Origin of the sequence: Streptomyces capitiformicae, from assembly GCF_002214185.1 — a bacterium.
Classification (GTDB): domain Bacteria; phylum Actinomycetota; class Actinomycetes; order Streptomycetales; family Streptomycetaceae; genus Streptomyces; species Streptomyces capitiformicae.
Genome location: NZ_CP022161.1, coordinates 3568031 through 3591566, shown reverse-complemented (window position 1 = coordinate 3591566; position 23536 = coordinate 3568031). Strand labels below are relative to the sequence as shown.

Annotated in this window: 21 protein-coding genes and 2 pseudogenes; 9 read left to right on the top strand and 14 right to left on the bottom strand. The window is 71.2% G+C overall.

The annotated features are described in order from the left end of the window. Positions 1-201: 201 nt before the first annotated feature. Positions 202-948: pseudogene (locus CES90_RS15935) on the top strand (S8 family serine peptidase); the annotation flags it as partial. 75 nt (positions 949-1023) lie between these two features. On the opposite strand, the gene CES90_RS15930 reads toward CES90_RS15935, so the two are convergent. The 7 genes from CES90_RS15930 to rsmI all read right to left on the bottom strand — a co-directional run bounded on the left by CES90_RS15930 (position 1024) and on the right by rsmI (position 8543). Beyond that, a complete protein-coding gene (locus CES90_RS15930; RefSeq protein WP_189782812.1) occupies positions 1024-2394 on the bottom strand; it encodes an acyltransferase family protein in 1371 nt (456 codons plus the stop codon). Between the two features lie 67 nt (positions 2395-2461). Then, the gene (locus tag CES90_RS15925; protein WP_189782813.1) at positions 2462-3391 is read right to left on the bottom strand and encodes a 4-(cytidine 5'-diphospho)-2-C-methyl-D-erythritol kinase; all 930 of its coding nucleotides are present in this window, start codon (positions 3389-3391) and stop codon (positions 2462-2464) included. Then, a complete protein-coding gene (rsmA, locus tag CES90_RS15920) occupies positions 3388-4317 on the bottom strand; it encodes a 16S rRNA (adenine(1518)-N(6)/adenine(1519)-N(6))-dimethyltransferase RsmA (protein ID WP_189782814.1) in 930 nt (309 codons plus the stop codon). Before rsmA ends, CES90_RS15925 begins: the two co-directional genes overlap by 4 nt. A gap of 110 nt (positions 4318-4427) precedes the next feature. After that, positions 4428-5852, bottom strand: coding sequence for a resuscitation-promoting factor (locus CES90_RS15915; protein WP_189782815.1), 1425 nt, complete (start codon positions 5850-5852; stop codon positions 4428-4430). A 153-nt stretch (positions 5853-6005) separates the two neighbouring features. Beyond that, positions 6006-6881 (bottom strand): TatD family hydrolase, encoded by an 876-nt coding sequence (locus CES90_RS15910; protein WP_189782816.1) that lies wholly within the window; start codon positions 6879-6881, stop codon positions 6006-6008. Positions 6882-6933: 52 nt separating this feature from the next. After that, positions 6934-7335 (bottom strand): hypothetical protein, encoded by a 402-nt coding sequence (locus tag CES90_RS15905; RefSeq protein WP_189782817.1) that lies wholly within the window; start codon positions 7333-7335, stop codon positions 6934-6936. Positions 7336-7694: 359 nt separating this feature from the next. Further along, positions 7695-8543, bottom strand: coding sequence for a 16S rRNA (cytidine(1402)-2'-O)-methyltransferase (gene rsmI, locus CES90_RS15900; RefSeq protein ID WP_189782818.1), 849 nt, complete (start codon positions 8541-8543; stop codon positions 7695-7697). A gap of 102 nt (positions 8544-8645) precedes the next feature. Here rsmI and CES90_RS15895 point away from each other — a divergent pair, with 102 nt between their 5' ends. Next, positions 8646-10382 (top strand): dolichyl-phosphate-mannose--protein mannosyltransferase, encoded by a 1737-nt coding sequence (locus CES90_RS15895; RefSeq protein ID WP_189782819.1) that lies wholly within the window; start codon positions 8646-8648, stop codon positions 10380-10382. Positions 10383-10521: 139 nt separating this feature from the next. Continuing rightward, positions 10522-12156 (top strand): penicillin-binding transpeptidase domain-containing protein, encoded by a 1635-nt coding sequence (locus CES90_RS15890; RefSeq protein ID WP_189782820.1) that lies wholly within the window; start codon positions 10522-10524, stop codon positions 12154-12156. 176 nt (positions 12157-12332) lie between these two features. Here the strand turns inward: CES90_RS15890 and CES90_RS15885 are convergent. Continuing rightward, positions 12333-12443 (bottom strand): annotated as a pseudogene (locus tag CES90_RS15885) (PrpF domain-containing protein); the annotation flags it as partial. A gap of 277 nt (positions 12444-12720) precedes the next feature. Here CES90_RS15885 and CES90_RS15880 point away from each other — a divergent pair. After that, entirely contained in the window at positions 12721-14433 is a 1713-nt protein-coding gene (locus tag CES90_RS15880; RefSeq protein ID WP_189782821.1) for a penicillin-binding transpeptidase domain-containing protein, read from the top strand. 12 nt (positions 14434-14445) lie between these two features. On the opposite strand, the gene CES90_RS15875 is transcribed toward CES90_RS15880, so the two are convergent. Further along, complete coding sequence (locus tag CES90_RS15875; RefSeq protein ID WP_189782822.1) at positions 14446-15081, bottom strand: RBBP9/YdeN family alpha/beta hydrolase; 636 nt, start codon at positions 15079-15081, stop codon at positions 14446-14448. 413 nt (positions 15082-15494) lie between these two features. Here CES90_RS15875 and CES90_RS15870 point away from each other — a divergent pair, with 413 nt between their 5' ends. From CES90_RS15870 to CES90_RS15860, 3 genes are all read left to right on the top strand, one after another. Then, positions 15495-16010 carry a YbaK/EbsC family protein gene (locus tag CES90_RS15870; protein WP_189782823.1) on the top strand — a complete coding sequence of 172 codons (516 nt, stop codon included), beginning with the start codon at positions 15495-15497 and terminating at the stop codon, positions 16008-16010. Then, positions 16007-16852 (top strand): DMT family transporter, encoded by an 846-nt coding sequence (locus tag CES90_RS15865; RefSeq protein WP_189782824.1) that lies wholly within the window; start codon positions 16007-16009, stop codon positions 16850-16852. The genes CES90_RS15870 and CES90_RS15865 overlap by 4 nt, the downstream gene beginning before the upstream one ends. A gap of 155 nt (positions 16853-17007) precedes the next feature. Beyond that, the gene (locus tag CES90_RS15860) at positions 17008-17283 is read left to right on the top strand and encodes a DUF1876 domain-containing protein (protein ID WP_189782825.1); all 276 of its coding nucleotides are present in this window, start codon (positions 17008-17010) and stop codon (positions 17281-17283) included. A 298-nt stretch (positions 17284-17581) separates the two neighbouring features. Here the strand turns inward: CES90_RS15860 and CES90_RS15855 are convergent, their stop codons facing one another. The 5 genes from CES90_RS15855 to CES90_RS15835 all read right to left on the bottom strand — a co-directional run bounded on the left by CES90_RS15855 (position 17582) and on the right by CES90_RS15835 (position 22045). Continuing rightward, entirely contained in the window at positions 17582-18760 is a 1179-nt protein-coding gene (locus CES90_RS15855) for a serine hydrolase domain-containing protein (RefSeq protein WP_189782826.1), read from the bottom strand. Between the two features lie 103 nt (positions 18761-18863). Beyond that, positions 18864-19325, bottom strand: a complete 462-nt coding sequence (locus CES90_RS15850) for an organic hydroperoxide resistance protein (RefSeq protein ID WP_189782827.1) — start codon at positions 19323-19325, stop codon at positions 18864-18866. Between the two features lie 107 nt (positions 19326-19432). Beyond that, positions 19433-20236: an energy-coupling factor ABC transporter ATP-binding protein gene (locus tag CES90_RS15845; RefSeq protein WP_229913787.1), complete on the bottom strand. Its 804-nt coding sequence runs from the start codon at positions 20234-20236 to the stop codon at positions 19433-19435. Beyond that, positions 20224-20985 (bottom strand): cobalt ECF transporter T component CbiQ, encoded by a 762-nt coding sequence (gene cbiQ, locus CES90_RS15840; protein ID WP_189782828.1) that lies wholly within the window; start codon positions 20983-20985, stop codon positions 20224-20226. Before cbiQ ends, CES90_RS15845 begins: the two co-directional genes overlap by 13 nt. Position 20986: 1 nt before the next feature. Then, positions 20987-22045 (bottom strand): energy-coupling factor ABC transporter permease, encoded by a 1059-nt coding sequence (locus CES90_RS15835; protein ID WP_189782829.1) that lies wholly within the window; start codon positions 22043-22045, stop codon positions 20987-20989. Between the two features lie 218 nt (positions 22046-22263). Between CES90_RS15835 and CES90_RS15830 the strand changes: the two genes are divergently transcribed. Both CES90_RS15830 and CES90_RS15825 read left to right on the top strand, forming a co-directional pair. After that, positions 22264-22614 (top strand): SsgA family sporulation/cell division regulator, encoded by a 351-nt coding sequence (locus tag CES90_RS15830; RefSeq protein ID WP_189782830.1) that lies wholly within the window; start codon positions 22264-22266, stop codon positions 22612-22614. A 111-nt stretch (positions 22615-22725) separates the two neighbouring features. Beyond that, positions 22726-23469, top strand: a complete 744-nt coding sequence (locus CES90_RS15825) for a histidine phosphatase family protein (protein ID WP_189782831.1) — start codon at positions 22726-22728, stop codon at positions 23467-23469. Positions 23470-23536 lie beyond the last annotated feature (67 nt).

Here is a 23536-nt window from a genome sequence, read left to right as displayed (position 1 = left end):
GGAGTATCCACGAGTACTGGGCTCGGCGTATGGCGGCTGCGGGTGAGTGGGGGGCTGGTCACGCCCACGCGGCGGAGCCGCATATCGAGACAGCCCCGTGCCCCTGGAAGATGGGGTTCCCCCCATCACCGTATGTGACCAGGACGACGCCCCCCACATGGTCAGTCCGCGCAAGTCTTCACGAGAGGGGAACCACCCCCAATTCGTGCAGCACTCCCCCGCCCCCACGCCCCCGGTCGCCGCAGACGCGGCACGATCGCCGCGCTGGTCTCCGCCGCGGCGCTGTTCACCGTCGGTGCCGCGACCGCCGCCCCCGCGGCCGCGGCACCGGCACCGGCACCGGCACCGGCACCGGCCAAGGGCAAGGGCAAGGGCAAGGGCAAGGCGGTGGCCACCCGGAACGGGGCCGAGGTGGAGCAGACGTACAAGAAGGCGCTCAACGGCTACGCCACCGAGATGACCGAGGCGGAGGTGAAGCAGCTCGCCGCCGACCCGGCCGTCGCCTCGGTCGCCACCGGCAAGACCGTCCACACTCGTCGTACACCTACCCGTCCAGCGCGGGCGCCGGCGTGACCGCGTACATCATCGGCACGGGCGTCAGGATCAGCCACTCCGACTTCGGCGGACGGGCGTCCTACGGCTACGACGCCGTCGACGACGACGACTCCAGCGCCGACGACGGCAACGGGCACGGCACGCACGTCGCCGGCACCGTCGCGGGCACGACCTACGGTGTCGCCAAGGCCGGGGACATCGTCGCCGTCCGTGTGCTGGACGACGACGGCTCCGGCACGACCGCCGGTGTGGTCGCGGGCATCGACTGGGTGACCGACAACGCCCAGTTCCCGGCCGTCGCCTCGGTCGCTCGGCGGCAGCGCCGACTCCACCCTCGACGCGACCGTCAGCAACTCCATCGCGGTCGGCATCACCTACGCCGTCGCGGCGGGACGCGGACAAAGGCCGTGCGCCCCGGGACACCACCGCCCGAGGCGCACGGGGATCTTGTGGGATCCCTCTCGACGGTCATTCCTGCGTGGTAGGGACCCCGCGCCCACTCCGCTCCACCAGCAGCCACCCCACGAGCGTCATCGCCACCGCCGCCGGCGCGGTCACATGGACGGCGATCAGCAGGGCCGAACGCCCCTCGAACAGTCCGCCGAAACCGACCATGGACAGCCCGAGCACACCGAAGAGGCAGAGGGTCACGCCGAAGGCGGCGGCGGGACCCGCATACGCCCCCGACCTGCCCGAACTCCCCTGAGCGCGCCCGGCGGTGGGCCGCTCGAAGCCCCGGAAGGCCGCTACGAGGGCGGCGGTCACGGCGCCCGCCAGCACAATCCGCAGGGGCAGTTGGGCCCACCAAAAACCCGACGCCGGCGCGGGCAGCGGTACGTCCAGCGCGAGCAGCGCCCCGTAGACGCCGAGCATGGCCGAAAGGTGCCACAGGAACGCGGTCATCGAGATCCCGTTGGCCGCCACGACCGCCCGCCACACCTTCGGCCGCTGCAGCCACCGGGCGACCGGCCCGCGCAGCCACTCCACCGCGCCGACCAGCCACAGCCCGTGGCACAGCAGCGCGAAGGTCGGCGGCGCCATGTTCGAGATCTCCTCGCCCGGCATCCCCACCATCGACAGCGGATACGGCCCGTACGCCACCAGTAGCGCGGCCCCCGCGAGCCCGACCCCCGCGAGGAGGTACGGCCGTGTCAGCCGCCCGTCGGCCCGCAGGAACCCGAGCTGGTGGATCGCGAGCCAGACGAAGGCGAAGTTGAGGAACTCGACGAAGGGCACGTCGAACACGAACCGCAGCAGGTCGACGAGCCCGGCGGCCGCGACGAGCCCTCCGAACGCGCCCCACCCCCAACGCTCATGCAGCCTCAACAGCGGCGGAGTGAAGGCGACCATCGCGAGATAGATCCCGATGAACCACAGCGGCTGCGCGACGAGCCGCAGCGCGACGTCGAGCAGCCCACCGCCTTCACCCGTGAGTTGGAGGAGGACGGCGGCAGCACTCCACACCCCTGTGAACACCATGGTGGGCCGCAGCAGCCGCTGGAGCCGGGCGCGCAGGAAGGCGGGGTAGAGGCCGGCGCCCGTGTCGTCGGCCTTGCGGCTGAGCGAACGGTAGGAGAGGGCGTGCGAGAAGCCGCCGACGAAGAAGAACACCGGCATGATCTGCAGCGCCCAGGTGAGGATCTGCAGCCGCGGCTCCACGGCGAGCAGGTTGCCCACCTCGACGCCGCCATCGCCGCCCGTGGTCACGGCCGCCATCAGCCAGTGGCCGAGGACGACCGTGCCGAGGGAGGCGACCCGCAGCAGGTCGACGTATCGGTCGCGGCTGGACGGGGTGGCGGCGGCGAGCTCGCTCGCACTCACGCTTGCGGTCACGGTCATGCGAGTACGGTCGCGCCGACGCCCGGTCGAACATCAGCGCTGCCGTACTCAACTCACGTCTGAGTACCTAGGCCGTGTCGTCCTGGCCCTGGGAGCTCTGGACCACGGTCGCCCCCGGCGCGGGTGAGTCGGCCACGCGGGCCGTCCTGCATGTGCCGGACGCGAGGAGGCCCTCGGCGATGGTCTGCGCCGACTCGGCGTCCCGGGCGAGGAAGGCCGTGGTCGGCCCCGACCCGGAGACGAGCGCGGCGAGCGCACCGGCAGCCTCGCCCTCGGAGAGAGTGTCGGCCAGCTTCGGGAACAGCGAGAGCGCGGCGGGCTGGAGGCCGTTGGAGCCCGGCAGGAAGGCGGCGAGGGCCTCGACGTCCCCCTTGGCGAGCGCGTCGAACAGCGCCTGGGAGGCGACAGGCTCGGGCACCTCGGCGCCCTCGTGGAGCCGGTCGAACTCGCGGTAGACGGCGGGCGTGGAGAGCCCTCCGTCGGCGACGGCGAAGACCCAGTGGAAGGTGCCGCCCACATCCAGCGGCTGAAGCCGCTCCCCTCGCCCGGTGCCGAGGGCGGCACCCCCCACCAGGCTGAACGGCACATCGCTGCCCAACTCGGCGCAGATGTCGAGGAGTTCCGCACCGGAGGCGTTCGTACCCCACAGCGTGTCGCAGGCGAGGAGCGCCCCGGCCGCGTCCGCGCTGCCGCCCGCCATGCCGCCCGCGACGGGGATGTCCTTGGCGATGTGCAGATGGACGGCGGCCTCGATGCCGTGCCGTTCGGCGAGGGCGAGGGCGGCGCGGGCGGCGAGGTTCGTACGGTCCAGAGGGACCTGGTCGGCGCCGGGTCCCGCGCAGGTGACGGTCAGTTCGTCGGCGGGGGTGGCGGTGACCTCGTCGTACAGCCCGACGGCGAGGAAGACGTTGGCCAGGTCGTGGAAGCCGTCTGGGCGGGCGCCGCCTACCGCGAGCTGGACGTTGACCTTGGCGGGGACGCGGACGGTGACGCTCACGACCGGGTGGACTCCTCGTTGTCGGCGTTGTCGGCGTTGTCGGCGACTGCGTTCTCGGCGTTGTCGGCGACTGCGTTCTCGGCGATGGCGGCGAACTCCTCGACCGTCAGGGACTCGCCGCGCGCCTGCGGGGAGACCCCGGCGGCGACGAGCGCGGCCTCGGCGGCGGCCGCGGATCCGGCCCACCCGGCGAGGGCGGCGCGCAGCGTCTTCCGGCGCTGGGCGAAGGCCGCGTCGACGACGGCGAACACCTCGTCCCTGCTCGCGGTCGTCTTGACCGGCTCGGCGCGGCGGACGAGCGAGACGAGGCCGCTGTCGACGTTCGGTGCGGGCCAGAACACGTTCCGCCCGATCGCCCCGGCCCGCTTGACCTCCGCGTACCAGTTGGCCTTCACCGACGGCACGCCGTACACCTTCGAGCCCGGGCCCGCGGCGAGGCGGTCGGCGACCTCCGACTGGACCATCACGAGGGTGCGTTCGATGGTCGGGAACGTGGCGAGCATGTGCAGCAGCACGGGGACGGCGACGTTGTACGGGAGGTTCGCGACGAGGGCGGTCGGGGCGGGGCCCGGGAGCTCCGTGACGTGCATGGCGTCGGAGTGCACCAGGGCGAAGCGGTCGGCCCGATCCGGCATGCGGGCGGCGATCGTCGCGGGCAGCGCGGCGGCGAGTACGTCGTCGATCTCGACCGCCGTGACGCGGTCGGCGACTTCGAGGAGGGCGAGGGTGAGGGAGCCGAGGCCCGGGCCGACCTCCACGACGACGTCCTCGGGGCGGACCTCCGCCGTCCGCACGATCCTCCGCACCGTGTTCGCGTCGATCACGAAGTTCTGGCCGCGCTGTTTGGTGGGGCGTACGCCGAGCGCCGCCGCGAGTTCGCGGACGTCTGCGGGGCTCAGAAGGGCGTCGGAGGCGGGGCTGGTCACGGCAACAAGGGTACGGGCAGCATGGTCGCGCGGTTCCCCGCGCCCCTGAAGGGGTGCGGGGAACCGCGCGAGCAACCCAGTACAGGGGCCGGGGGCGAAACACGGCCCCGTCAGCTGCGGAGACGGGCCCCGCAGTGGGGCCAAGGACTCGCCCCCCGCTGGACGTACAGCTTCTTCGCCCGAAACGTCTGCTCGGCAGCCGACGCGTCCTGGGGCCGCCCCCGCCCCCCCAGGCTCTGCCAGGTACGGGTGTCGAATTGGTACAGCCCCCCATACGTCCCCGAGGGATCGACCGCGTCGGGCCGCCCACCCGACTCACACTCCGCCAGCCCCGCCCAGTTCAGCCCATCGGCCCCCCGCACGGACGCCGGCATCGCCTTGATCCCCACCTTCACGATCTGGTCCCGCGGCTCGCGCACCACCTCGGCCCGCACCCGCCGCGGCCGCTCCTTGACCCCGTTGACGGCCCGCACCGCATACGTGACCCGCCGCACCCCCGGCCGCCCGGCCCTTTCGACGACCTCCGTGCCCCGGAACAGCGAAGCGTCCTCGGTCCGCCACACCCGGAACGGAATCGGCTCCTCCCGAACCTCCTTGGACCCGGTCACCCGCAACACGGTCACGGTCTGCCCGTCCCGGGGGAAGCTCGACTGCGCGACGGAGGTCGTGTCCTGCCCCCGCAGCGTGATCCCGGCCTGCTCCACGGCCTCCCGGACGGTCGCCGCGTTGGTGCGGATAGTCCGGGTCCGCCCGTCCGCCATGACCGTGACGGCCCGCTCCGTACGGACGTCCAGCTCCAGCCCCTCCCGCCCGATCCGCCGGGAGCGGGAAGTCGACACGTACGCGCCCTCCGCACGCACCCCGAGCTGCCGGAGCGCCCCGTCGACCGTACGGGCGGTCGTCCAGACCTTGCGCCGGTGACCGTCGAGGGTGAGGGCGACGGGCCGACCGTAGTGCACGGCGACCTCGTCACCGCTGGTCAGCGCGGTGCCCGGGGCGGGGGCGACGACGTCATGGGCGCCGAAGGGGACGCCTTGGTCGGAGAGGAGTTCGGTGACGTCGTCGGCGAACGTGTGCAGCGTGCGCGGCTTGCCGTCGACGGTCAGCTCGATCGCCTTGTCCTTCGCCACGAACGCGGAGGTCCCGCCCGCGAGGAACGCAACGACCAGCGCCTGCGGCACCAGCCGCCGCAACGGAGTGGCCCGCTCTGCGGCCCGTCTGCGCCGCACGCCACGCCGGGCACCGGCCCGACCACCGGCCTGCCGGGGAGGACGTCCGGGTGGCGCGGGCGCGGAGGCGGCCTCGTAGGCGGGCCGGTACGTGTCCTCGTACATCCCGTACGGCAACGTCTCGTATGCCTCGTACGCGTCGTAAGGCTCTTGGGTGTCGCATGCCTCGTATGCACTGTGGCTCTCGTAGGCCCCGAAGCTCTCGTAAGCTCCGGAGGTCGTGTAGAACTCGCAGGTCCCGTATGTCCCGTAGGTCTGGCGGGTCGCGTACGGCGGGGGCTGCGACGACGGCTTCACGTTGCTCACGACGACACGCTCCAGAGGGGGTTCCGGGTCCGCGGGCGACGTGAACCTAGCGGACCGCGGTCACCCTCCCAAGCAACGTGGTTACGCAGTGTCGCGAAAGAGGTCGCTGATCAGCTTTTCGCGCCCCCCGAACGGCTGACGTAGCGTGATCCGTCAGTAATCAAACGCCCTCGCCGTGTTCGCCGCGATCGCCGTCGCCAGCGCGTCTTCGCCGATGCCCCGCACCGCGGCCATGGCACGAACCGTGATCGGAATGAGATACGGCGCGTTGGGCCGTCCGCGGTACGGCGCCGGGGTCAGGAAGGGCGCGTCGGTCTCGACGAGGACGAGTTCGAGGGGGGCGACGGCGAGGGCGTCGCGCAGCGGCTGGGCGTTCTTGAAGGTCATGTTCCCGGCGAAGGACATGAAGTAGCCGTGCGCGGCGCACACCGCCGCCATGTCGGCGTCGCCGGAGTAGCAGTGGAAGACGGTCCGCTCGGGCGCGCCCTCCTCCTTCAGGATCCGCAACACGTCGTCGTGGGCGTCGCGGTCGTGGATGACCAGCGCCTTGCCGTGCCGCTTGGCGATCTCGATGTGCGCGCGGAACGACCGCTCCTGGGCGGCCTTGCCCTCCGGCCCGGTCCGGAAGTAGTCGAGCCCCGTCTCCCCGACGCCCTTGACCTGCGGGAGCGCGGCCAGCCGGTCGATCTCGGCGAGGGCCTCGTCCAGCGCGGCGTCCCCACCCGCCGCCCGCGCTCCCTGTCGCGACCAGCCGTCGGGGTCCCCGTGCACGATCCGCGGGGCCTCGTTGGGGTGCAGCGCGACAGTCGCGTGGACGGCGTCGTACGCGGCGGCCGTCTCGGCGGCCCACCGCGAGCCCTTGATGTCGCAGCCGACCTGCACGACCGTCGTCACCCCCACCGAGGCGGCCTTCGCGAGGCCCTCCCCGACCGTGCCGGACTGCATGTCCAGATGGGTGTGCGAGTCGGCGACGGGCACCCGGAGGGGTTCGGGGAGCGGCGGCGCGGCGTTCTTGTCGTTCGAGGGCATGCCCCGATCCTACGAACGGGGCATGCCCTCGGTGGCGGCGGAGGGGGAGGACTCAGCTCGCCTTGCGGTGGAACGGGTGCAGCAGGTCGGACAGGTGCCAGTGGTGGTGCTCCCGGGGCTCCGTCGCGTCCGGTGCGGCGGCGTCCACCGCGCGGGGCTTCGGCAGGTGCCGTCGCCGTTCGACGTCCTGCACCGACGACACCTGGCCCGCCCGCATGATCCGTACGACATGACCGTCGCAGTTCTGGCAGGTGGGCCTGGAGAGCGGGGACGGCACGGCTCGGCCGTCGGCCACGTACGTCACGACGTCATGTCCTTGGGCGTCATTGTGGTGCTCTATCTCGAACGACTGCTCCCAGCCGTGCCCGCAGCGCATGCAGGCGAACGCATACGACTCGTGAACGACGGCGGTGGCGGTGTCCCGCAGTACGGCCCGCTCTGCGATCTCGGTCATGCCAGCCAGCTCCTCTTGTTCCGCTGGACAAGGACGAGCGCGTCCTCTTCATCCAGTGGACGCCTCGGCCGGCCCGAATGGCACCCAACCTGCCTACTGTTGAAGCCGATTTGGGCTGCCCTTGTGGGAAGGCCGTCTGTGCGAGGGCTGTGCTTTGCGCTGCTTTACCGGGGCATGGGGTGGGTGCCGGGTCGCGCCGTAGGGGTTGAGGATTCGTTGCCGGGTGCGGGTTGTGGTGGGTTGCTCGCGCAGTTCCCCGCGCCCCTAAAAACTCGGGGGTGCCCCCTGGCTTTTAAAGGGCGCGGGGAACTGCGCGATCAGCCCCCACCCACCCGCACCCGGCAACGAATCCTCAACCCCTACGGGGCTCCCCGCTTAAAAGCCACCACCGCGTCGAAGACCTCCCTCTTCGGCACCCCCGCCTCCACGGCAACCGCCGCGATCGCCTCCTTGCGCCGCTCCCCGGCGTCCTCCCGCGCCCGCACCCGCCGCACCAGCTCCTCCGCGTCGAATTCCTCGGGCGCCTTCTCCGGCGCACCCTCCACCACCACGGTGATCTCCCCCCGAACACCGGCGGCGGCCCACTCGGCCAACTCCCCGAGAGGGCCCCGCTTGACCTCCTCGTACGTCTTCGTCAGCTCGCGGCAGACGGCCGCACGGCGCTGCTCCCCGAACACCGACGCCATCGCTTCGAGGGTCACGGCGAGCCGGTGCGGAGCCTCGAAGTAGACGAGCGTGCGGCGCTCTTCCGCGATCTCCCGCAGCCGCCCCAGCCGCTCCCCCGCCTTGCGTGGCAGGAACCCCTCGAAGCAGAAGCGGTCGACCGGCAGCCCGGACAGCGCGAGCGCGGTCAGTACGGCGGACGGGCCCGGGACGGCGGTCACCCGGATGTCCTTCTCCACGGCCGCCGCGACCAGCCGGTACCCGGGGTCGGAGACCGACGGCATCCCCGCGTCCGTGACCAACAACACCCGCGCACCCCCCACCAGCTCCTCGACGAGCTCCGGCGTACGCGCCGCCTCATTCCCCTCGAAGTACGACACGACACGCCCACCCGGCTGCACTCCGAGCGCCTGCGTGAGCCGCCGCAGCCGCCGAGTGTCCTCGGCCGCGATGACATCCGCCCCGGCCAGTTCCTCGACAAGCCGAGGCGGCGCGTCCGAGACATCGCCGATGGGGGTACCTGCCAAAACAAGGGTTCCAGTCACCCCCTCATCCTCGCAGGGGGCGAAGCCCCTGCGAGGATGGGCGCCGGGGCCCACATTCCGAACGCACGGCACTCCCACAGCCGCGTTCCCTACGATGGCGCGGTGACCAGTACCGCGCCCTCCACGGACACCCGGCAAAGCCAGGGCACCGACCCTCGGCCGTCGTGGCAGCAGCGGCTGCGCCGTTTCGGCTACGCGGCGTCGCCGAGAAGCGACGTCCGCGCCCGTCTGGTGCCCCCGTACACCCGGCCCGGTCCGGGCGTCTGGGCGACGCTCGGCGTGCGCGAAGGCCTCGCCGTACGCATCACGCGCTGGTCGGCGTGGGGCGGTCCGCTGCTGGTGACGCTGGTCGCCGGGGTGATGCGGTTCTGGAACCTGAGCAGCCCGAAGGCGGTGATATTCGACGAGACGTACTACGCCAAGGACGCGTGGGCGATCGTCCACCGCGGGTACGAGGTCAACTGGGCCAAGAACGCCAACGAGCTGATCCTCCAGAACAACGGGAACGTACCGATCCCGACGGAAGCGGCGTACGTCGTGCATCCGCCCGTCGGCAAGTACATCATCGGCCTGGGCGAGCTGATGTTCGGGTTCAACCCGTTCGGCTGGCGCTTCATGACGGCCGTGCTCGGCACGCTCTCCGTCCTGATCCTCTGCCGGATCGGCCGCCGGATCTTCCGCTCGACGTTCCTGGGCTGCCTGGCGGGCGCGCTGATGGCGGTCGACGGCCTGCACTTCGTGATGAGCCGCACGGCACTGCTGGACCAGGTGCTGATGTTCTTCGTGCTGGCGGCGTTCGGCTGTCTGGTCATCGACCGCGACAAGGCGCGAGAACGCCTGGCGGCGGCCCTGCCCCCGGACGGCGACGGAGTCGTACGCCCACACCCCCTGATCGCCGAGACGACCCGCCTCGGCCTGCGCCCGTACCGCTTGCTGGCCGGGCTCTGTCTGGGCCTGGCCTTCGGCACCAAGTGGAACGCCCTGTACTTCCTGGTGTTCTTCGGCGTCATGACGGTGCTCTGGGACTACTCGGCCCGCAAGGTCGCCGGTGCCCGCCAGCCGCTGATCGCGATGCTCCAGCGTGACCTGGGTTTCGCCTTTCTCTCCACGGTCCCCGTGGTGATCGTCACCTACCTGGCCTCCTGGACCGGCTGGATCCTCTCCCCGGACGACGGCACGGGCGGCTACTACCGCAACTGGGCGGCGACCGAGGGCAAGGGCGGTTGGTTCTCCTGGCTGCCGGACTGGCTGCGCAGCCTGTGGCACTACGAGCACGCCGTCTACGAGTTCCACGTCGGCCTCTCCTCGCCGCACACGTATCAGTCGAACCCGTGGAGCTGGATCGTCGACGGCCGCCCGGTCTCGTACTTCTACGAGTCCCCGTCGCCCGGCAACGACGGCTGCCCCGCCGACACGGTCGACAAGTGCGCCCGCGAGGTCCTCGCCATCGGCACGCCCCTCCTCTGGTGGGCCGCCGCCTTCGCCCTGCTCTACGTCCTGTGGCGCTGGTTCTTCCGCCGCGACTGGCGCGCCGGCGCGATCGCCTGCGGCATCGCCGCCGGCTACCTCCCCTGGTTCATTTACCAGGAACGCACGATCTTCTTCTTCTACGCCGTCGTCTTCCTCCCCTTCCTCTGCCTGGCCGTGGCCATGCTGATCGGCGCCGTCCTCGGCCCTCCCGGCGCCACAGAACGCCGCCGCGTGGCAGGCGCCGCCGGCGCCGGCGTCCTCGTCCTGCTCATCGCCTGGAACTTCATCTACTTCTGGCCCATCCACACCGCCCAGCCCATCCCCATCGACAGCTGGCGCTCCCGCATGTGGCTGGACACCTGGGTCTAACAATCAGGGCACGCACGCCCCGCCCGTCACGGCCGACGCATAAAGTAGGCCCCCAGCAAGCGGTTTCTGAACGCGTTCAAAGCGCGGGGAAGTCGGTTGCAAGGCACCACAAGTGCAGCAAACGGGGAGGAATCGCGTCATGCGTCAGGGGGCCAAGGTCGCCATAGTCGGCGGGGTGTTCGTCGTGATGGTGGGCGGTGCGGGCTACGGGGCGTACAACTTCTTCGGGGCGCTCAACGAGAGCGGTACGGGGACGGAGAAGCGGAGTGGGCCGCCCAGTGGGGACGAGGTCGCGGAGACCACCGAGAAGTTCTTCGCGGCCTGGGAGAAGGGGGATTCGGCCGCCGCGTCGTCGTACACGAACAACGCCCAGGTCGCGGGGAAGCTGTTCACGTCCTACCTCGACACCGCTCGCATCGACGGCGTGAAGATCACGCCGGGGAAGCCGACCGGGGCCGGCGGGCGGACCGTTCCGTTCTCCGTCGAGGCGACCGTGTCGTACGAGGGGAAGAGCGAGAAGCTCGCGTACGACAGTGAACTGACCGTGGTGCGGGGGAAGACGACCGGGCAGGCGCTGGTCGACTGGGAGCCGTCGGTCGTGCACCCCGAGCTGAAGGACGGGGACGAGTTGGTCACCGGGGAGGCGGATGCGCCGCCCATCGTGGCCGTGGACCGTGACGGCAGGGTGCTGACCAAGGAGAAGTACCCCTCCCTCGGGCCGATCCTCGACACCCTGCGTCAGCGTTACGGCGACCAGGCGGGCGGCACGGCCGGCATCGAGCTGGCGATCCGGCACACCGCCACGAACGCCGGTGACACGCCCCTGCTGACCCTCTCCGAGGGCAAGGCCGGCAGGCTGGAGACGACGATCAGCGCGGGTGTGCAGGCGGCGGCCGAGAAGGCGGTCAAGCAGTACGCCGAGTCGTCCGTCGTCGCCGTCAAGCCGAGCACCGGCGAGGTGCTGGCCGTGGCCAACCATCGTGAGGACGCCTTCAACGCGGCTTTCGAGGGCCAGGTCCCGCCCGGCTCCACCATGAAGATCATCACCGCCGCCACGCTCATCGACAACGGCGTGACCTCCATGAACGGTCCCGCGCCCTGCCCCGACACGGCCACCTGGAAGAGCCAGACCTTCAAGAACCTCCCGGGCCTGACGGCCGACGAGTCGTCGAACGCCACACTTGCCAACGCGTTCATGCGGTCCTGCAACACGGCCTTCATCAAGCTCATCGACGAGGAGCCGATGGACGACTCCTCGCTGACCCAGGAGGCCCAGGAACGCTTCGGGCTCGGGAAGGGCGACTGGAAGACCGGGATCGTCTCCACCGACGGCAGCGTGCCGGCGTCCACCGGGCCGAACCGCGCGGCCAACGCGATCGGGCAGGGCGACGTCCAGATGAACCCGCTGAACATGGCGTCGGTGACGGCCACAGCGATCACGGGCACGTTCCGGCAGCCGTACCTCGTCTCGCCGGAGCTCGACGATCGTGAGCTGGCCACCGCGAGGGGCTTGAAGGCGAGCACCGCACAGCAGTTGAAACAGATGATGAGGCTGACCGCGACACAGGGGACTGCGGCGGAGGTCATGCGGCCGTTGAGCGGCGACATCGGAGCGAAGACCGGCTCCGCGGAGGCCGACGGGCGGGAGGTCGCCGACAGTTGGTTCACCGGCTTCCGGGGGGATGTGGCCGCCGCGGCCATGGTTCAGAAGGGCGGACGCGGAGGTGAGGCCGCCGGGCCGATCGTCGTGTCTGTGCTCGGGGCGGGTGGGTGAGTTTCGGGAAGTGCTGTAGGGGTTGGCAACTGTTCGCCGAGGAGTGCGCATGAGGCCGCCTTAACTCGATCGTGTGATGGTCAGCTCGCAGGCTTGCTTGCAGCACCGTGGGGCCAGTTGGGTTGGCGTTGCCGTGCGATCTGGGACTCCGGTACGGCGCCGGCGTGCGGGGCCCCCGGGACCATTCCTTTGCTCACCGCGTACAGGGCGACGCCGGTGGCGCAGTTGCCGCAGTTGCTCGTCCACTCCACCGTGCCCGTCCCGATGCCGACCTGGGCGAACAGGTACGCGGGGAACTGCGCGACAAGCCCCCACCCACCCGCAGTCGCCCGACAACCGCACCCGGCACCCCGCACCCCGCACCCGGCACCCCGCACCCCGCACCCGGCACCCCGCACCCCGCACCCCGCACCCCGCACCCCGCACCCGATATGGCGCACATCTCCCCGCCCGCACTGTGAGACAAGACTGAAGGAAGTCACCCATGTTGGTGCGGAGCCCTAGGGTGGTGGTTCTCGTTGTTGAGAGACGAGAGGCAGCCGGGGGCAGCGGAAGGTCGGGAGCGTGGGTAAGAGAAGGCGTGTCGACGAGCGCAAGGCCGTGAGGTCCGCGGCGGCGCGGCGCCCTGTCGTGCTGGGCGGAATGGCGGCCGTGGCCCTCGGCGGCGGGGCGTTCGCCGTGTACGCGGTGTTCGGCGGCGGCGCCGCCGCCGAGGACGGCTCCGCGTCGGGCGACGCCAAGGCCGTGAAGACCGGCCCCCTGTCCGCCACCGAGGTCCGCACGGCCGCCACCACCTTCCTCACCGCCTGGCAGAAGGGCTCCGTCGCCAAGGCCGCCGCCGCCACGGACGACTCGGCGGCCGCGAAGACCGCGCTCACCGGCTTCACCAAGGACGCCCACATCAAGGACGTCACCCTCACCCCCGGCAAGCGCACGGGCGACAAGTTCGCCTTCTCGGTGAAGGGCACCGTCTCCTACAAGAGCACGAGCAAGCCTCTCGCCTACAAGTCCTCCCTCACCGTCGTACGGGCCGAGAAGGACGGCGAACCGGTCGTCGGCTGGCAGCCCTCCGTCGTCCACCCCGACCTCGGCGAGGGCGACCGGCTGGTCACCGGCGAGGCCGGCACACCCCCGGTGAAGGCCCTCGACCGGGACGGCAACGAGCTGACGACCAAGAAGTACCCCTCCCTCGGCACGGTGTTGGACGGCCTGAGGGAGAAGTACGGCGAGAAGGCGGGTGGCAAGGCGGGCGTAGAGCTCCGGGTCGTCCGCGCCGCATCCGAAACGGATGGGAAGGAAGAGCAGAAGGCCGAAGAGCAGAAGGCCGCCGACAAGACGCTGCTGGAGTTGAGCGAGGGCACGCCGGGCGAGGTGAAGACCACGCTCAGCCCGTCCCTCCAGGCCGCCGCCGAGGAGCAGGTGGCGTCCACCGAGCGGGCCTCGGTCGTCCTGATGCGCCCCTCGACCGGCGAGATCCTCGCCGTGGCGAACTCCAACCACGGCTTCAACGTGGCCTTCCAGGGCTCCCTCGCCCCCGGCTCCACAATGAAGATCGTGTCCTCCGCACTCCTCATCGACAAGGGCCTCGCCTCGGCGAACAAGGTCCACCCCTGCCCCAAGTTCTCGTCGTACGGCGGCTGGAAGTTCCAGAACGACGACAAGTTCCAGATCCCCGGCGGTACGTTCAAGGCGAGCTTCGCCCGCTCCTGCAACACCGCCTTCATCTCCCAGGCGAAGAAGCTCGACGACAACTCCCTGACCCAGGAGGCCCAGCAGGTCTTCGGCCTGGGCCTGAACAACTGGGCGATCGGGGTGTCCAGCTTCGACGGTGCGGTGCCGGTGCAGAGCGACGCCCCGATGGCCGCCTCTCTCATCGGTCAGGGCGGGGTGCGGATGAACCCCCTGAACATGGCCTCGGTCGTCTCCACCGCGAAGACGGGCGTCTTCAAGCAGCCGTATCTCGTCTCCCCGTCGGTCGACAACCGCACCCTCGCCACCGCGTCCCGCCCCATGTCCGAGACCGTCCGCGCCCAGCTCCGCGAACTCCTCCAGTACACCGCCGCGGCCGGTACGGCGGCCGAGGCGATGGCGGGCCTCGGCCCCGACTACGGCGCGAAGACCGGCTCCGCCGAGGTCGACGGCCAGAAGCAGCCCAACGGCTGGTTCACCGCCTGGAAGGGCGACCTCGCCTCCGCCGGAGTCGTCCAGGAGGGCGGTCACGGCAGCGAGTCGGCGGGCCCGATCGTGGCGGCCCTGCTCAAGGCGGGCAGCAGCTGACGCCGCTGACGCTCAGCGGCGCGCGAGGGGCGTCTTCTCGTACGACTCCGGCGACGGGTCCAGGCACCAGTCGAGCATCGACGGCCAGGAACCGTAGCCCGAGTCGGGGTTGAGGTGGGCCTCGCCCGTGAGTACGTCGGCGGGCAGGGCGAGCGGTTCGGCGTACGCCGTGGTCGCGCCCTGTGGGCAGTACGGGTCGTTGTCACTGCTGACGAGCCGGGTGTACGAGGCGGCCGCGGCCAGCCGCTCGGGCGCGAGCGGCGGCGGGGCGAACTCGGCGATCTCCTCGTGCTCCCGGGCGAACTCCGGGGACGGCGGGGCGACGAGAAGAACCCGGTCCACGGGGTCGGACAGTACGTCGTCCCGGGCCACCGCGTGCAGCCACAGCAGACAGGCCAGGCTGTGGCAGACGACGGTGACCCGTCTTCCCGCCAACTCCCCCAGCAGCGCGTCCAGTTCCGCCAGCCAGCGCTCCAGGTCCGGGTCGTCCGGCTCCGGCAACTGCGGGTACGCGACCTCGTGGCCCAGGTCGGTGAGGCGATCGGCGAGCCAGTACTGCCAGTGACCGACGGGACGATGATTCTGCCAGCCGTGCAGAATCAAGAAGGCACGGCCGTTTTCTGCCGATCTCGGCGAAGTCTCTGTCATCCCCCGATCGTCAACGAAACCGATCACACGGGTCCAGTGCCGTCTCTGTACCTGGAAGCTTTCTCGCCCCCGCCGCCCCTACCCGTCCCATCCCCAGGGGCTGCTGCCCCTTCGACCCCGCTTCGCCTAAGAGCTCGGGGGTGCGGGTTGTATGGCGGGTGCGGGTTGTCGTTGGTTGCTCGCGCAGTTCCCCGCGCCCCTGAAGGGGCGCGGGGCTGTGACATCTGCGGCTCCGCCGCGTGGGCGCGACAAGCCCCCACCCACCCGCAGTCGCCAACGCACCGACTGGACAGAGCTCTTTCGCGGGGGTTGAAGGGGCGCAGGCGCAGCCCCTGGGGGATGAGACGGGTAGGGGCGGCGGGGGCGGGACAATCTGGTCGCGTGGGCCGTACACACACCGCTAGCGTGCCCGCATGACGAACGCCGCGCAGGACACCGACGGTTCCGGAGCCCACCCCCGTTTCGCCGAGGCACTCGCCACGCTGGGCCTCGCCGAACTGCACGCCGAGATCCGCCGCTTCCCGGAAGCGACCCGCACCGCCGCCGAGGCCGCCGCAGCGCTCGGCTGCGAGCTGAGCGAGATCTGCAAGTCCCTGATCTTCGCCGCGGACGGCGTTCCCGTACTGGTCCTCATGGACGGCGCGTCCAGGGTCGACGTAGAGCTGGTCCGGCAGGAACTGGGCGCTGAGAAGGTCACCCGGGCCAAGGCCGACGTCGTACGGGAGACCACGGGGTACGCCATCGGCGGCGTCCCGCCCTTCGGGCACCGGACCAGGACGCGCGTACTCGCCGACCGTTCCCTGCTCGACCACACCATCGTCTGGGCCGCGGCCGGCACGCCGTACACCGTCTTCCCCATGGACCCCAAGACGCTGATCGCCCACGCCGGCGCCACCCTGGTGGACGTGCGCGAGCAGGGCGGCGTGTGACGCCGCTGGTCACCGTGGCGGTGCTGCTCGCCGCGGTCACCCACGCCAGCTGGAACGCGATAGCCCACAAGATCACGGACAAGCTGGTCGGTTTCACGCTGATATCCGGCGGCGGCGCGCTGATCGGTTTCGCGGCGCTGCCGTTCGTACCGGTCCCGCATCCCGACGCGTGGCCGTACCTGATCGCCTCGGTGGTGATCCATCTCCTCTACTACGTACTGCTGATGACGTCCTTCAAGCTGGGCGACTTCGGCCAGGCGTACCCGCTCGCACGCGGCTCCGCCCCCCTCGTCGTCACCGTCCTCGCCGCCGTCTTCGCACATGAGGTGCCGAACGGCTGGGCGGCGGCCGGCATCCTGCTGAGCTGCGCCGGGCTGACCGGGGTCGCACTGTGGGGCCTGCGCGGAAGCCGGCCGCACTGGGCGGCGATCGGGGCGGCGCTGGCCACGGGCCTGTCGATCGCGGCGTACACGGTGGTGGACGGCCTGGGCGTAAGGGCCTCGGGGTCCTCGTTGGGCTACATCGCCTGGCTGATGGCGGTGCAGGGGGTGGTGCTCCCGGCGTACGCGATCTGGCGCTGGCGCGGGCAGACGGTCCCGCTGCTCCGCCCGTACGCCGGCCTGGGTCTGCTGGGCGCCATGCTGTCCGTGGCCGCGTACGGCGGGGTCCTGTGGGCCCAGACGAAGGCGGAACTGGCGCCGATCGCGGCGCTGCGGGAGTCGTCGATCATCGTCGGGGCGGCGATCGGGGCGGTGTTCTTCAAGGAGCGGTTCGGGACCCCACGCATGGTGGCGGCGGGGCTGCTGGTGGTGGGGATCGGGCTGATGCTGCGGACCGGATAGGGGCCACCCTGGCGCGGCGCTACGGCGACCCAACTGTCATTTCATGACGATCGCGATCGGCGGAGCCGGTTCTCTCCTGGGCCAGTTCGGCTCAGGCCGTGCATCGGCGGGCGTGGAGGAGCACTCTGGAAGCAGCGGTTCCGGAGGTGATCGTCATGATGCACACCGCTGTCGGATGGCATGTAGAGCTGGAATTCCAGGAGGACGATCAGCGCACACGGGCGGCGGCCCTCGTACGGCTCCCCGACGGGAAAGAGGTACGGGCCAACGGCTACGCCAGCCGCCACCACACCGACTCGAATCAGCCCCGGGTCGGCGAGGAAATAGCAGGTGCCCGGGCCTTGAACGAGCTCGCCATGAAGCTCCTCACCAAGGCCCACGACGAAATAGACGAGGCATCGGGCCGCACGTCCCACCCGATAGCCCTCTGAGTCAGGTCCCGGCTGTCACGACCGCCCGCCGCACCAACCCAGCTGCGGGCAGTCGTGCCACTGGAGCAGCAGCCCTCCCACCCGACGCAGCCGCGGCCAGCCACACCGCCGGGGCGGCAGCCCACCCACCCGTCGTAGCTGCGGGCAATCGTGCCGCTGGGGCGGCACGGGTGGGCGCAGCGGCACCCTGCTCGCGCCGGAGACCCCGCCCTGACCGGCACGGGCTCCGGGTGCCCTTCGCTCCGCGGGTGCTCGCGCAGTTCGCCGCGCCCCTCAAAAGCCTCGGGCGGACCCCCGGTCAAGGGCGCAACGCACCTCGTACCGCCCGTACCAGCGCCTGTGCCCTCGGGTCCGCCGTCACCGTTTTGCGGTAGCCGTTCGTCATGTACGCGAACGCGATGCCGGACTCGGGGTCGGCGAAGCCGAGGGGGCCGCCTCGGCCGGGGTGGCCGAAGGAGCCGGGGGCCAGGAGAGGTGACGCGGTGCCGTGGAGCATGTAGCCGAGGCCGAAGCGGGTGTTGATGACGAGGGTGCGGTCGGGGCCCGCCGACTCCTCCGCCCGGGCCGCCTCCATGGTCGCCGGACCGAACAGCCTCACCCCGTCGACCTCCCCGATCAGCGCCGCGTAGAAGCGGGCCAGGCCGTTCGCCGTGGCGATGCCGTTCGTCGCGGGGAGGGCGGACGCGCGGTACGCGGGGTCGTTCTGCTCGGGGAACGGACTGATCGCGGCGAAGGCGCGGCGGGTGAGGGAGTCGGGGTTGTCGTAGGCCTCGGTGACGGAGCGCTTGGCGCGGACGCGCAGCGCCCCGGCGGGCTCGGGCGCCGCCTCCAGACGCCCCGCGCGCCCCACCCTGCCCTCCGCCGCGACGGCCTCCGGCAGCCCCAGCCACAGGTCGAGACCCAGCGGGGCGGCGATCTCCGCCGCGATCCACTCCCCCGTGCCCCGGCCCGTCACGCGCCGCACCAACTCGTCCAGCATCCAGCCGTACGTCAGCGGGTGGTAGCCGTGGTCGGTGCCGGGCTCCCACGCGGGGGCCTGCGCGGCGACGGCCTCGGGGCCCCGGCGCGGGTCGAGCGCCTCGTCGGGAGTGAGAGGGCGGTCGAGGACCGGGAGCCCGGCCCGGTGGTTCAGCACATGCCTCACCAGCACCCGGTCCTTGCCGTGCGCCTTGAACTCCGGCCAGTACCGGCCCACCGGCGCGTCCAGGTCCAGCTCGCCGCGCTCGGCCAGCATCAGCGGGACGGCGGCGGCGACGCCTTTCGTGGCCGAGCGCATGATCTGGGCGGTGCCGTGCCGCCAGGGCTGGTCCCCGTCCGTGCCGTCGACGTCCTGGGTGCCGGCCCAGAGGTCGACGACCTTGCGGCCGTGCCGGTGGACGACGACCGCCGCGCCCCGCTCGCCGAGCGTGTCGAAGTTGCGTACGAACGCCTCCCTGACCGGCTCGAAGCCCTCGGCCACCACGCCGTTCACGTCCACGCCCGCGCTCCCTGTTCGTTCATCCACCGCCGCTTACGGCCATGGGTGCAACGCGCGGCCGAAGGCAGGGATTCCTCAGCCCGGCAGGATCAGCCCAGCAGGATCAGCCCAGCAGGATCGAGACGTCGATGTTGTTCCGGGTCGCGTTCGAGTACGGGCAGACCTGGTGGGCCGCGTCCACCAGCCTGGTCGCGATGGCCTGGTCGACGACCGGGAGGGAGACGCTGAGGGCGACCGCGAGGCCGTAGCCACGCTGCTTGTTGGGGCCGATGCCGACCTTGGCGGCGACGGTGGAGCCGGTGAGGTCGTAGCCCTCACGGCGGCCGACGAGCACGAGCGCGTTGTGGAAGCAGGAGCTGTACCCGGCGGCGAACAGCTGCTCGGGATTGGTGCCGTCACCGTCGCCGCCCAGCTGGGGTGGCATCGCGACCTTGAGGTCGATCTGACCGTCCTGGCTGGTGATGTACCCGTCCCGGCCGCCGTGCGCGGTGGCCTCGGCGACGTACATGATCTTCGTAGGTCGAGTGTCAGCAGCGGCCGTGTCGTCTGCGGCGTCGTCGGTCATGAAGCGGCCTCCCCCATATCAAGTGCGCACGAATACATCGCGCACAAGATACCGGTCGGTAGGAACTCCCCGGTTACCGAGGGGTAGCAACCATAGGTAACCCAAGGTCACCGCTCGACCGCCGGGACGGATCGCGGGTCGAACCCGAAGGGCAGCTCCAGCCGGTGGGCCCGCATCAACTCGTCGTCCCCCAGCAGCGCGCCGGTCGCCCCGTCGGCCGCGATCACCCCCTCGCTCAGGATCAGCGAACGCGGGCACAGCTCCAGGGCGTACGGCAGGTCGTGCGTGACCATGAGGACGGTGACGTCCAACGACCGCAGGATGTCGGCGAGTTCGCGCCGCGAGGCGGGGTCGAGGTTGGAGGACGGCTCGTCGAGGACGAGGATCTCCGGCTCCATGGCGAGCACGGTGGCCACGGCGACGCGACGCCGCTGGCCGAAGGAGAGGTGGTGCGGCGGCCGTTCCTTGAACTCCGCCATGCCGACCTGTTCGAGGGCCTTGTCCACCCGGGCCGCCAGTTCGGCGCCCTTGATCCCCGCCGCGGCCGGTCCGAAGGCGACGTCCTCGCGCACCGTCGGCATGAAGAGCTGGTCGTCGGGGTCCTGGAAGACGATGCCGACCTTGCGCCGGATCTCGGCCATGTGCCGCTTGCCGACCGGCAGTCCGGCGACGGTGACGGTCCCGGCGCCCCCGGTGAGGATGCCGTTGAGGTGCAGCACGAGGGTGGTTTTGCCGGCGCCGTTCGGCCCGAGCAGCGCGACCCGCTCGCCCCGGCCGATGCTGAAGTCGACGCCGAAGAGGGCCTGGTGGCCGTCGGGGTAGGCGAAGGCGAGCCCGGCGACTTCGAGTGACGGGGCCGCAGTATCCGTAGCGGAGCCCACAGGGTCCATGGAGGTGGTCACAGTTTCCATCCCAGCAGACATACGACGAGCGCGGCGAACGGGAGCACGAAGGCGTACGACCACTGCGCCCGGGACGCGGTCACCTCGTCGATGACGGGCATACTGCCCGCGTACCCCCGGCTGATCATGGCCAGATGGACGCGCTCGCCCCGCTCGTAGGAGCGGATGAAGAGCGCCCCGGCGGACTTGGCGAGCACACCCCAGTGCCGTACGCCGCTCGCCTCGAACCCACGCGACTCCCGCGCGATCCGCATCCGCCGCATCTCCTCGGTGATGACGTCCCCGTACCGGATCATGAAGGAGGCGATCTGGACGAGCAGCGGCGGGAGTTTGAGCCGTTGCAGGCCCAGCAGAAGCTCCCGCAGCTCGGTGGTGGCGGCGAGGAGGACGGAGGCGGCGACGCCGAGCGTGCCCTTGGCGAGGACGTTCCAGGCGCCCCACAGCCCGCTGACGCTCAGTGACATCCCCAGAACCTCGACCCGTTCGCCCTGCGCCACGAACGGCATCAGCACGGCGAACGCGACGAACGGGATCTCGATCAGCAGCCGCCGCAGCACAAACCCGGCGGGCACGCGGGCCACGGACGCGACCACGCCGAGCAGCACGGCGTACAGCCCGAACGCCCACATCGCCTCCCGTGGCGTCGACACCACGACCACCACGAAGGCGAAGACGGCCGCGAGTTTGGTGTGCGGCGGCAGGGCGTGCACGGGCGAGTGCGCGTGCCGGTAGAGCTTGTGGGCGTGGCCGGCGCCCATGTCAGACCTTCTCGGGAACGGACGTGGGGGAGCAGTCCTCGCCGGTACGCCGCTTGCGTACGGCCCAGAAGACACCGGTCCCGGCGACGACCGTGACGCCGACACCGATCACGCCCGCGAGACCGCCGGAGAGACGGGCGTTGGTGAGGCCCTCGACGCCGTAGTCGGCGAGCGGGGAGTCCGCGGCGGCGTGGTCCTCGACCTTGGCGTCGATGCCCTTGTCGGCGGCGACCTTCTCCAGACCGTCCGGGTCGGCGGAGGCGTAGAAGCTGACGACGCCGGCGAGGAGGAGGGAGACGCCGAGCCCGGCGAGGACGAACTTGCGGGGCGAGCCGGCGGCGACGGCCACCGGCTCCGGCTGGGCGGCGGGCGCGTCGACGAGCTCGCCGTTCACGCGGAGCTTCAGCGGAGCGGTCAGGCCGCGGGCCCCGTACACCAGATCCGGGCGTACGGCGATGACGGCGCCGACGGTGAGGGCGGTGATCGCGGCCTCGCCCATGCCGATGAGGGTGTGGACGCCGACCATGGCGGTGAGGACCGAGCCGATCGGTACGTCGGTGGTGCCGCCGATCGCGTAGGCCAGGGTGAAGACGGCGGCCGCGGTGGGCACGGAGATCAGGGCGGCGACGAAGGCGGAGGCGGTCACGGAGGGCCGCTTCTTCGGCAGCACCTTCACGAGCCCCCGGAACACGGCGTACGCGACGACGACCGTCACGACCGCCATGATGCTGATGTTCACACCGAGGGCGGTGAGGCCGCCGTCCGCGAAGAGGATGCCCTGCATCAGCAGCACCACGGACACGCACAGGACCCCTGTGTAGGGGCCCACGAGTATCGCGGCCAGCGCCCCGCCGAGCAGATGTCCGCTGGTCCCGGCGGCGACGGGGAAGTTCAGCATCTGCACGGCGAAGATGAACGCGGCGACGAGCCCGGCGAGCGGCGCCGTCCTCTCGTCCAGCTCACGCCGGGCCCCACGCAGGCTGACGGCGACCGCACCGGCGGCGACGACTCCGGCGACCGCCGAGACGGGGGCGTTGATGAATCCGTCGGGGACGTGCATACGAGGGCTCGCCTTCGGTACGCGGATGGCTGGAACCTTACGATGATAGAGCCTTATTGCGACCCTCTTGCAAGAGCGTCTCTCGGCCGATTAGCGAACGGGCCGATTAGCGAAGAGGTTGCCCCAGTGCGCGACACACGAAATGTGCGACATTGGAGAGGCAGTGGACAGTGGATTCACAGCTTCCGTTTCGGTTACTCGACGTGAGGAGTCGACCGATGTCTGTCACCGTGGAGCAGTTCGCCCGGGCTCATGTCGTCACCGACTCCCCCGAGGACCGGGACACCGTGCCGGTCCTCCTCCGCTACGACCCCGACGACGCCCCGTCCGCCGTCCACGTCGATCTCCCCGGCCCGCACGAGTGGACCTTCCCCCGCGACCTCCTCGAACGCGGCCTGCGCGCCCCCTCCAGCGCCGGACCCGTGAGCATCTGGCCCTGCGGTCGCGTCCAGGCCGTCATGGAGTTCCACTCCGCCCAGGGTGTCGAGGTGATGCAGTTCGACACGAAGGCGCTGATGCGGTTCCTGCGGCGGACGTATACGGCGACGGGGGCGCCGGTGGCGCGCTGAGTGCTGCCGTCCTGCCGTCCTGCCGTCCTGAGTGCTGCCGTCCTGCCGTCCTGAGTGCTGCCGTCCTGCCGTCCTGAGTACCGTCCGTGATCGCTGGGCAGGCTGTCACGTATGACTTCCGAGGCCGGGCTGGTGCCCTCGTGTTCCCTCGCCCGGATGTGGGTGGTGCGACACGGGCAGAGCACCGCGAACGTCGCCTACGAGGAGGCCGAGCGCAACGGCTCGACGGTGCCGTTGCCGGGCCGGGGCGGTGATGTGCCGCTGTCGCCACTGGGGCGCAGACAGGCCGAGGCGTTGGGAGGCTGGCTCGCCGGCTTCGGCTCCGGCTCCGGCTCCGGCTCCGGCTCCGGCTCCGGCTCCGGCTCCGCGAACGGCCCCGACCTGGTGATCTGTTCGCCGTACGTACGAGCCCGGCAGACCTGGGAGTCGATGGCCGGGCATCCCGGTGTGGTCCCGCCTCCGCTCCTCGTCGACGAGCGGTTGCGGGACCGGGAGATGGGGATCTTCGAGATGCACCCGCCGGGCGCACTGCGGGCCCGCTCCCCCGAGGAGGCGGCGCGGCGCGCCCGGCTGGGCGACTGGTACTACCGTCCGCCGGGCGGCGAGGCGCTGACCGATGTGGTGCTGCGGGTACGGGACCTCGTCACCGAGCTGGACCGGGCCGTCCCCGGACGGCGCGTACTGCTGGTCGCCCATGACGCGATCGCCGTCGCCGTCCGGCTCGTACTGGCCGGGCTGGGCGCGACGTCCCCCGGCGACCTGCCCCCTGTCCCCAACGCCTCGGTCTCGCGCTGGGACAGCGACGGGGGGCGGCTGCGGCTGGCGCGGTGGGGCGACACGGCGCACCTCGGCTGATCCGTCCACACCCATCTGCATGGCCGACGCCGACCGAGAAGTCCTCAGCCCGACGAAGGGGGACGAA

Excerpts from the sequence above, each read along its gene's own strand:
- CES90_RS15930 (WP_189782812.1), bottom strand. The coding sequence starts at position 2,394 with ATGACCGTGACCGCAAGCGTGAGTGCGAGCGAGCTCGCCGCCGCCACC.
- CES90_RS15910 (WP_189782816.1), bottom strand. The coding sequence starts at position 6,881 with ATGCCCTCGAACGACAAGAACGCCGCGCCGCCGCTCCCCGAACCCCTC.
- CES90_RS15905 (WP_189782817.1), bottom strand. The coding sequence starts at position 7,335 with ATGACCGAGATCGCAGAGCGGGCCGTACTGCGGGACACCGCCACCGCC.
- CES90_RS15890 (WP_189782820.1), top strand. The coding sequence starts at position 10,522 with ATGCGTCAGGGGGCCAAGGTCGCCATAGTCGGCGGGGTGTTCGTCGTG.
- CES90_RS15875 (WP_189782822.1), bottom strand. The coding sequence starts at position 15,081 with ATGACAGAGACTTCGCCGAGATCGGCAGAAAACGGCCGTGCCTTCTTG.
- CES90_RS15870 (WP_189782823.1), top strand. The coding sequence starts at position 15,495 with ATGACGAACGCCGCGCAGGACACCGACGGTTCCGGAGCCCACCCCCGT.
- CES90_RS15860 (WP_189782825.1), top strand. The coding sequence starts at position 17,008 with ATGATGCACACCGCTGTCGGATGGCATGTAGAGCTGGAATTCCAGGAG.
- CES90_RS15850 (WP_189782827.1), bottom strand. The coding sequence starts at position 19,325 with ATGACCGACGACGCCGCAGACGACACGGCCGCTGCTGACACTCGACCT.
- CES90_RS15845 (WP_229913787.1), bottom strand. The coding sequence starts at position 20,236 with ATGGAAACTGTGACCACCTCCATGGACCCTGTGGGCTCCGCTACGGAT.
- cbiQ (WP_189782828.1), bottom strand. The coding sequence starts at position 20,985 with ATGGGCGCCGGCCACGCCCACAAGCTCTACCGGCACGCGCACTCGCCC.
- CES90_RS15835 (WP_189782829.1), bottom strand. The coding sequence starts at position 22,045 with ATGCACGTCCCCGACGGATTCATCAACGCCCCCGTCTCGGCGGTCGCC.
- CES90_RS15830 (WP_189782830.1), top strand. The coding sequence starts at position 22,264 with ATGTCTGTCACCGTGGAGCAGTTCGCCCGGGCTCATGTCGTCACCGAC.
- CES90_RS15825 (WP_189782831.1), top strand. The coding sequence starts at position 22,726 with ATGACTTCCGAGGCCGGGCTGGTGCCCTCGTGTTCCCTCGCCCGGATG.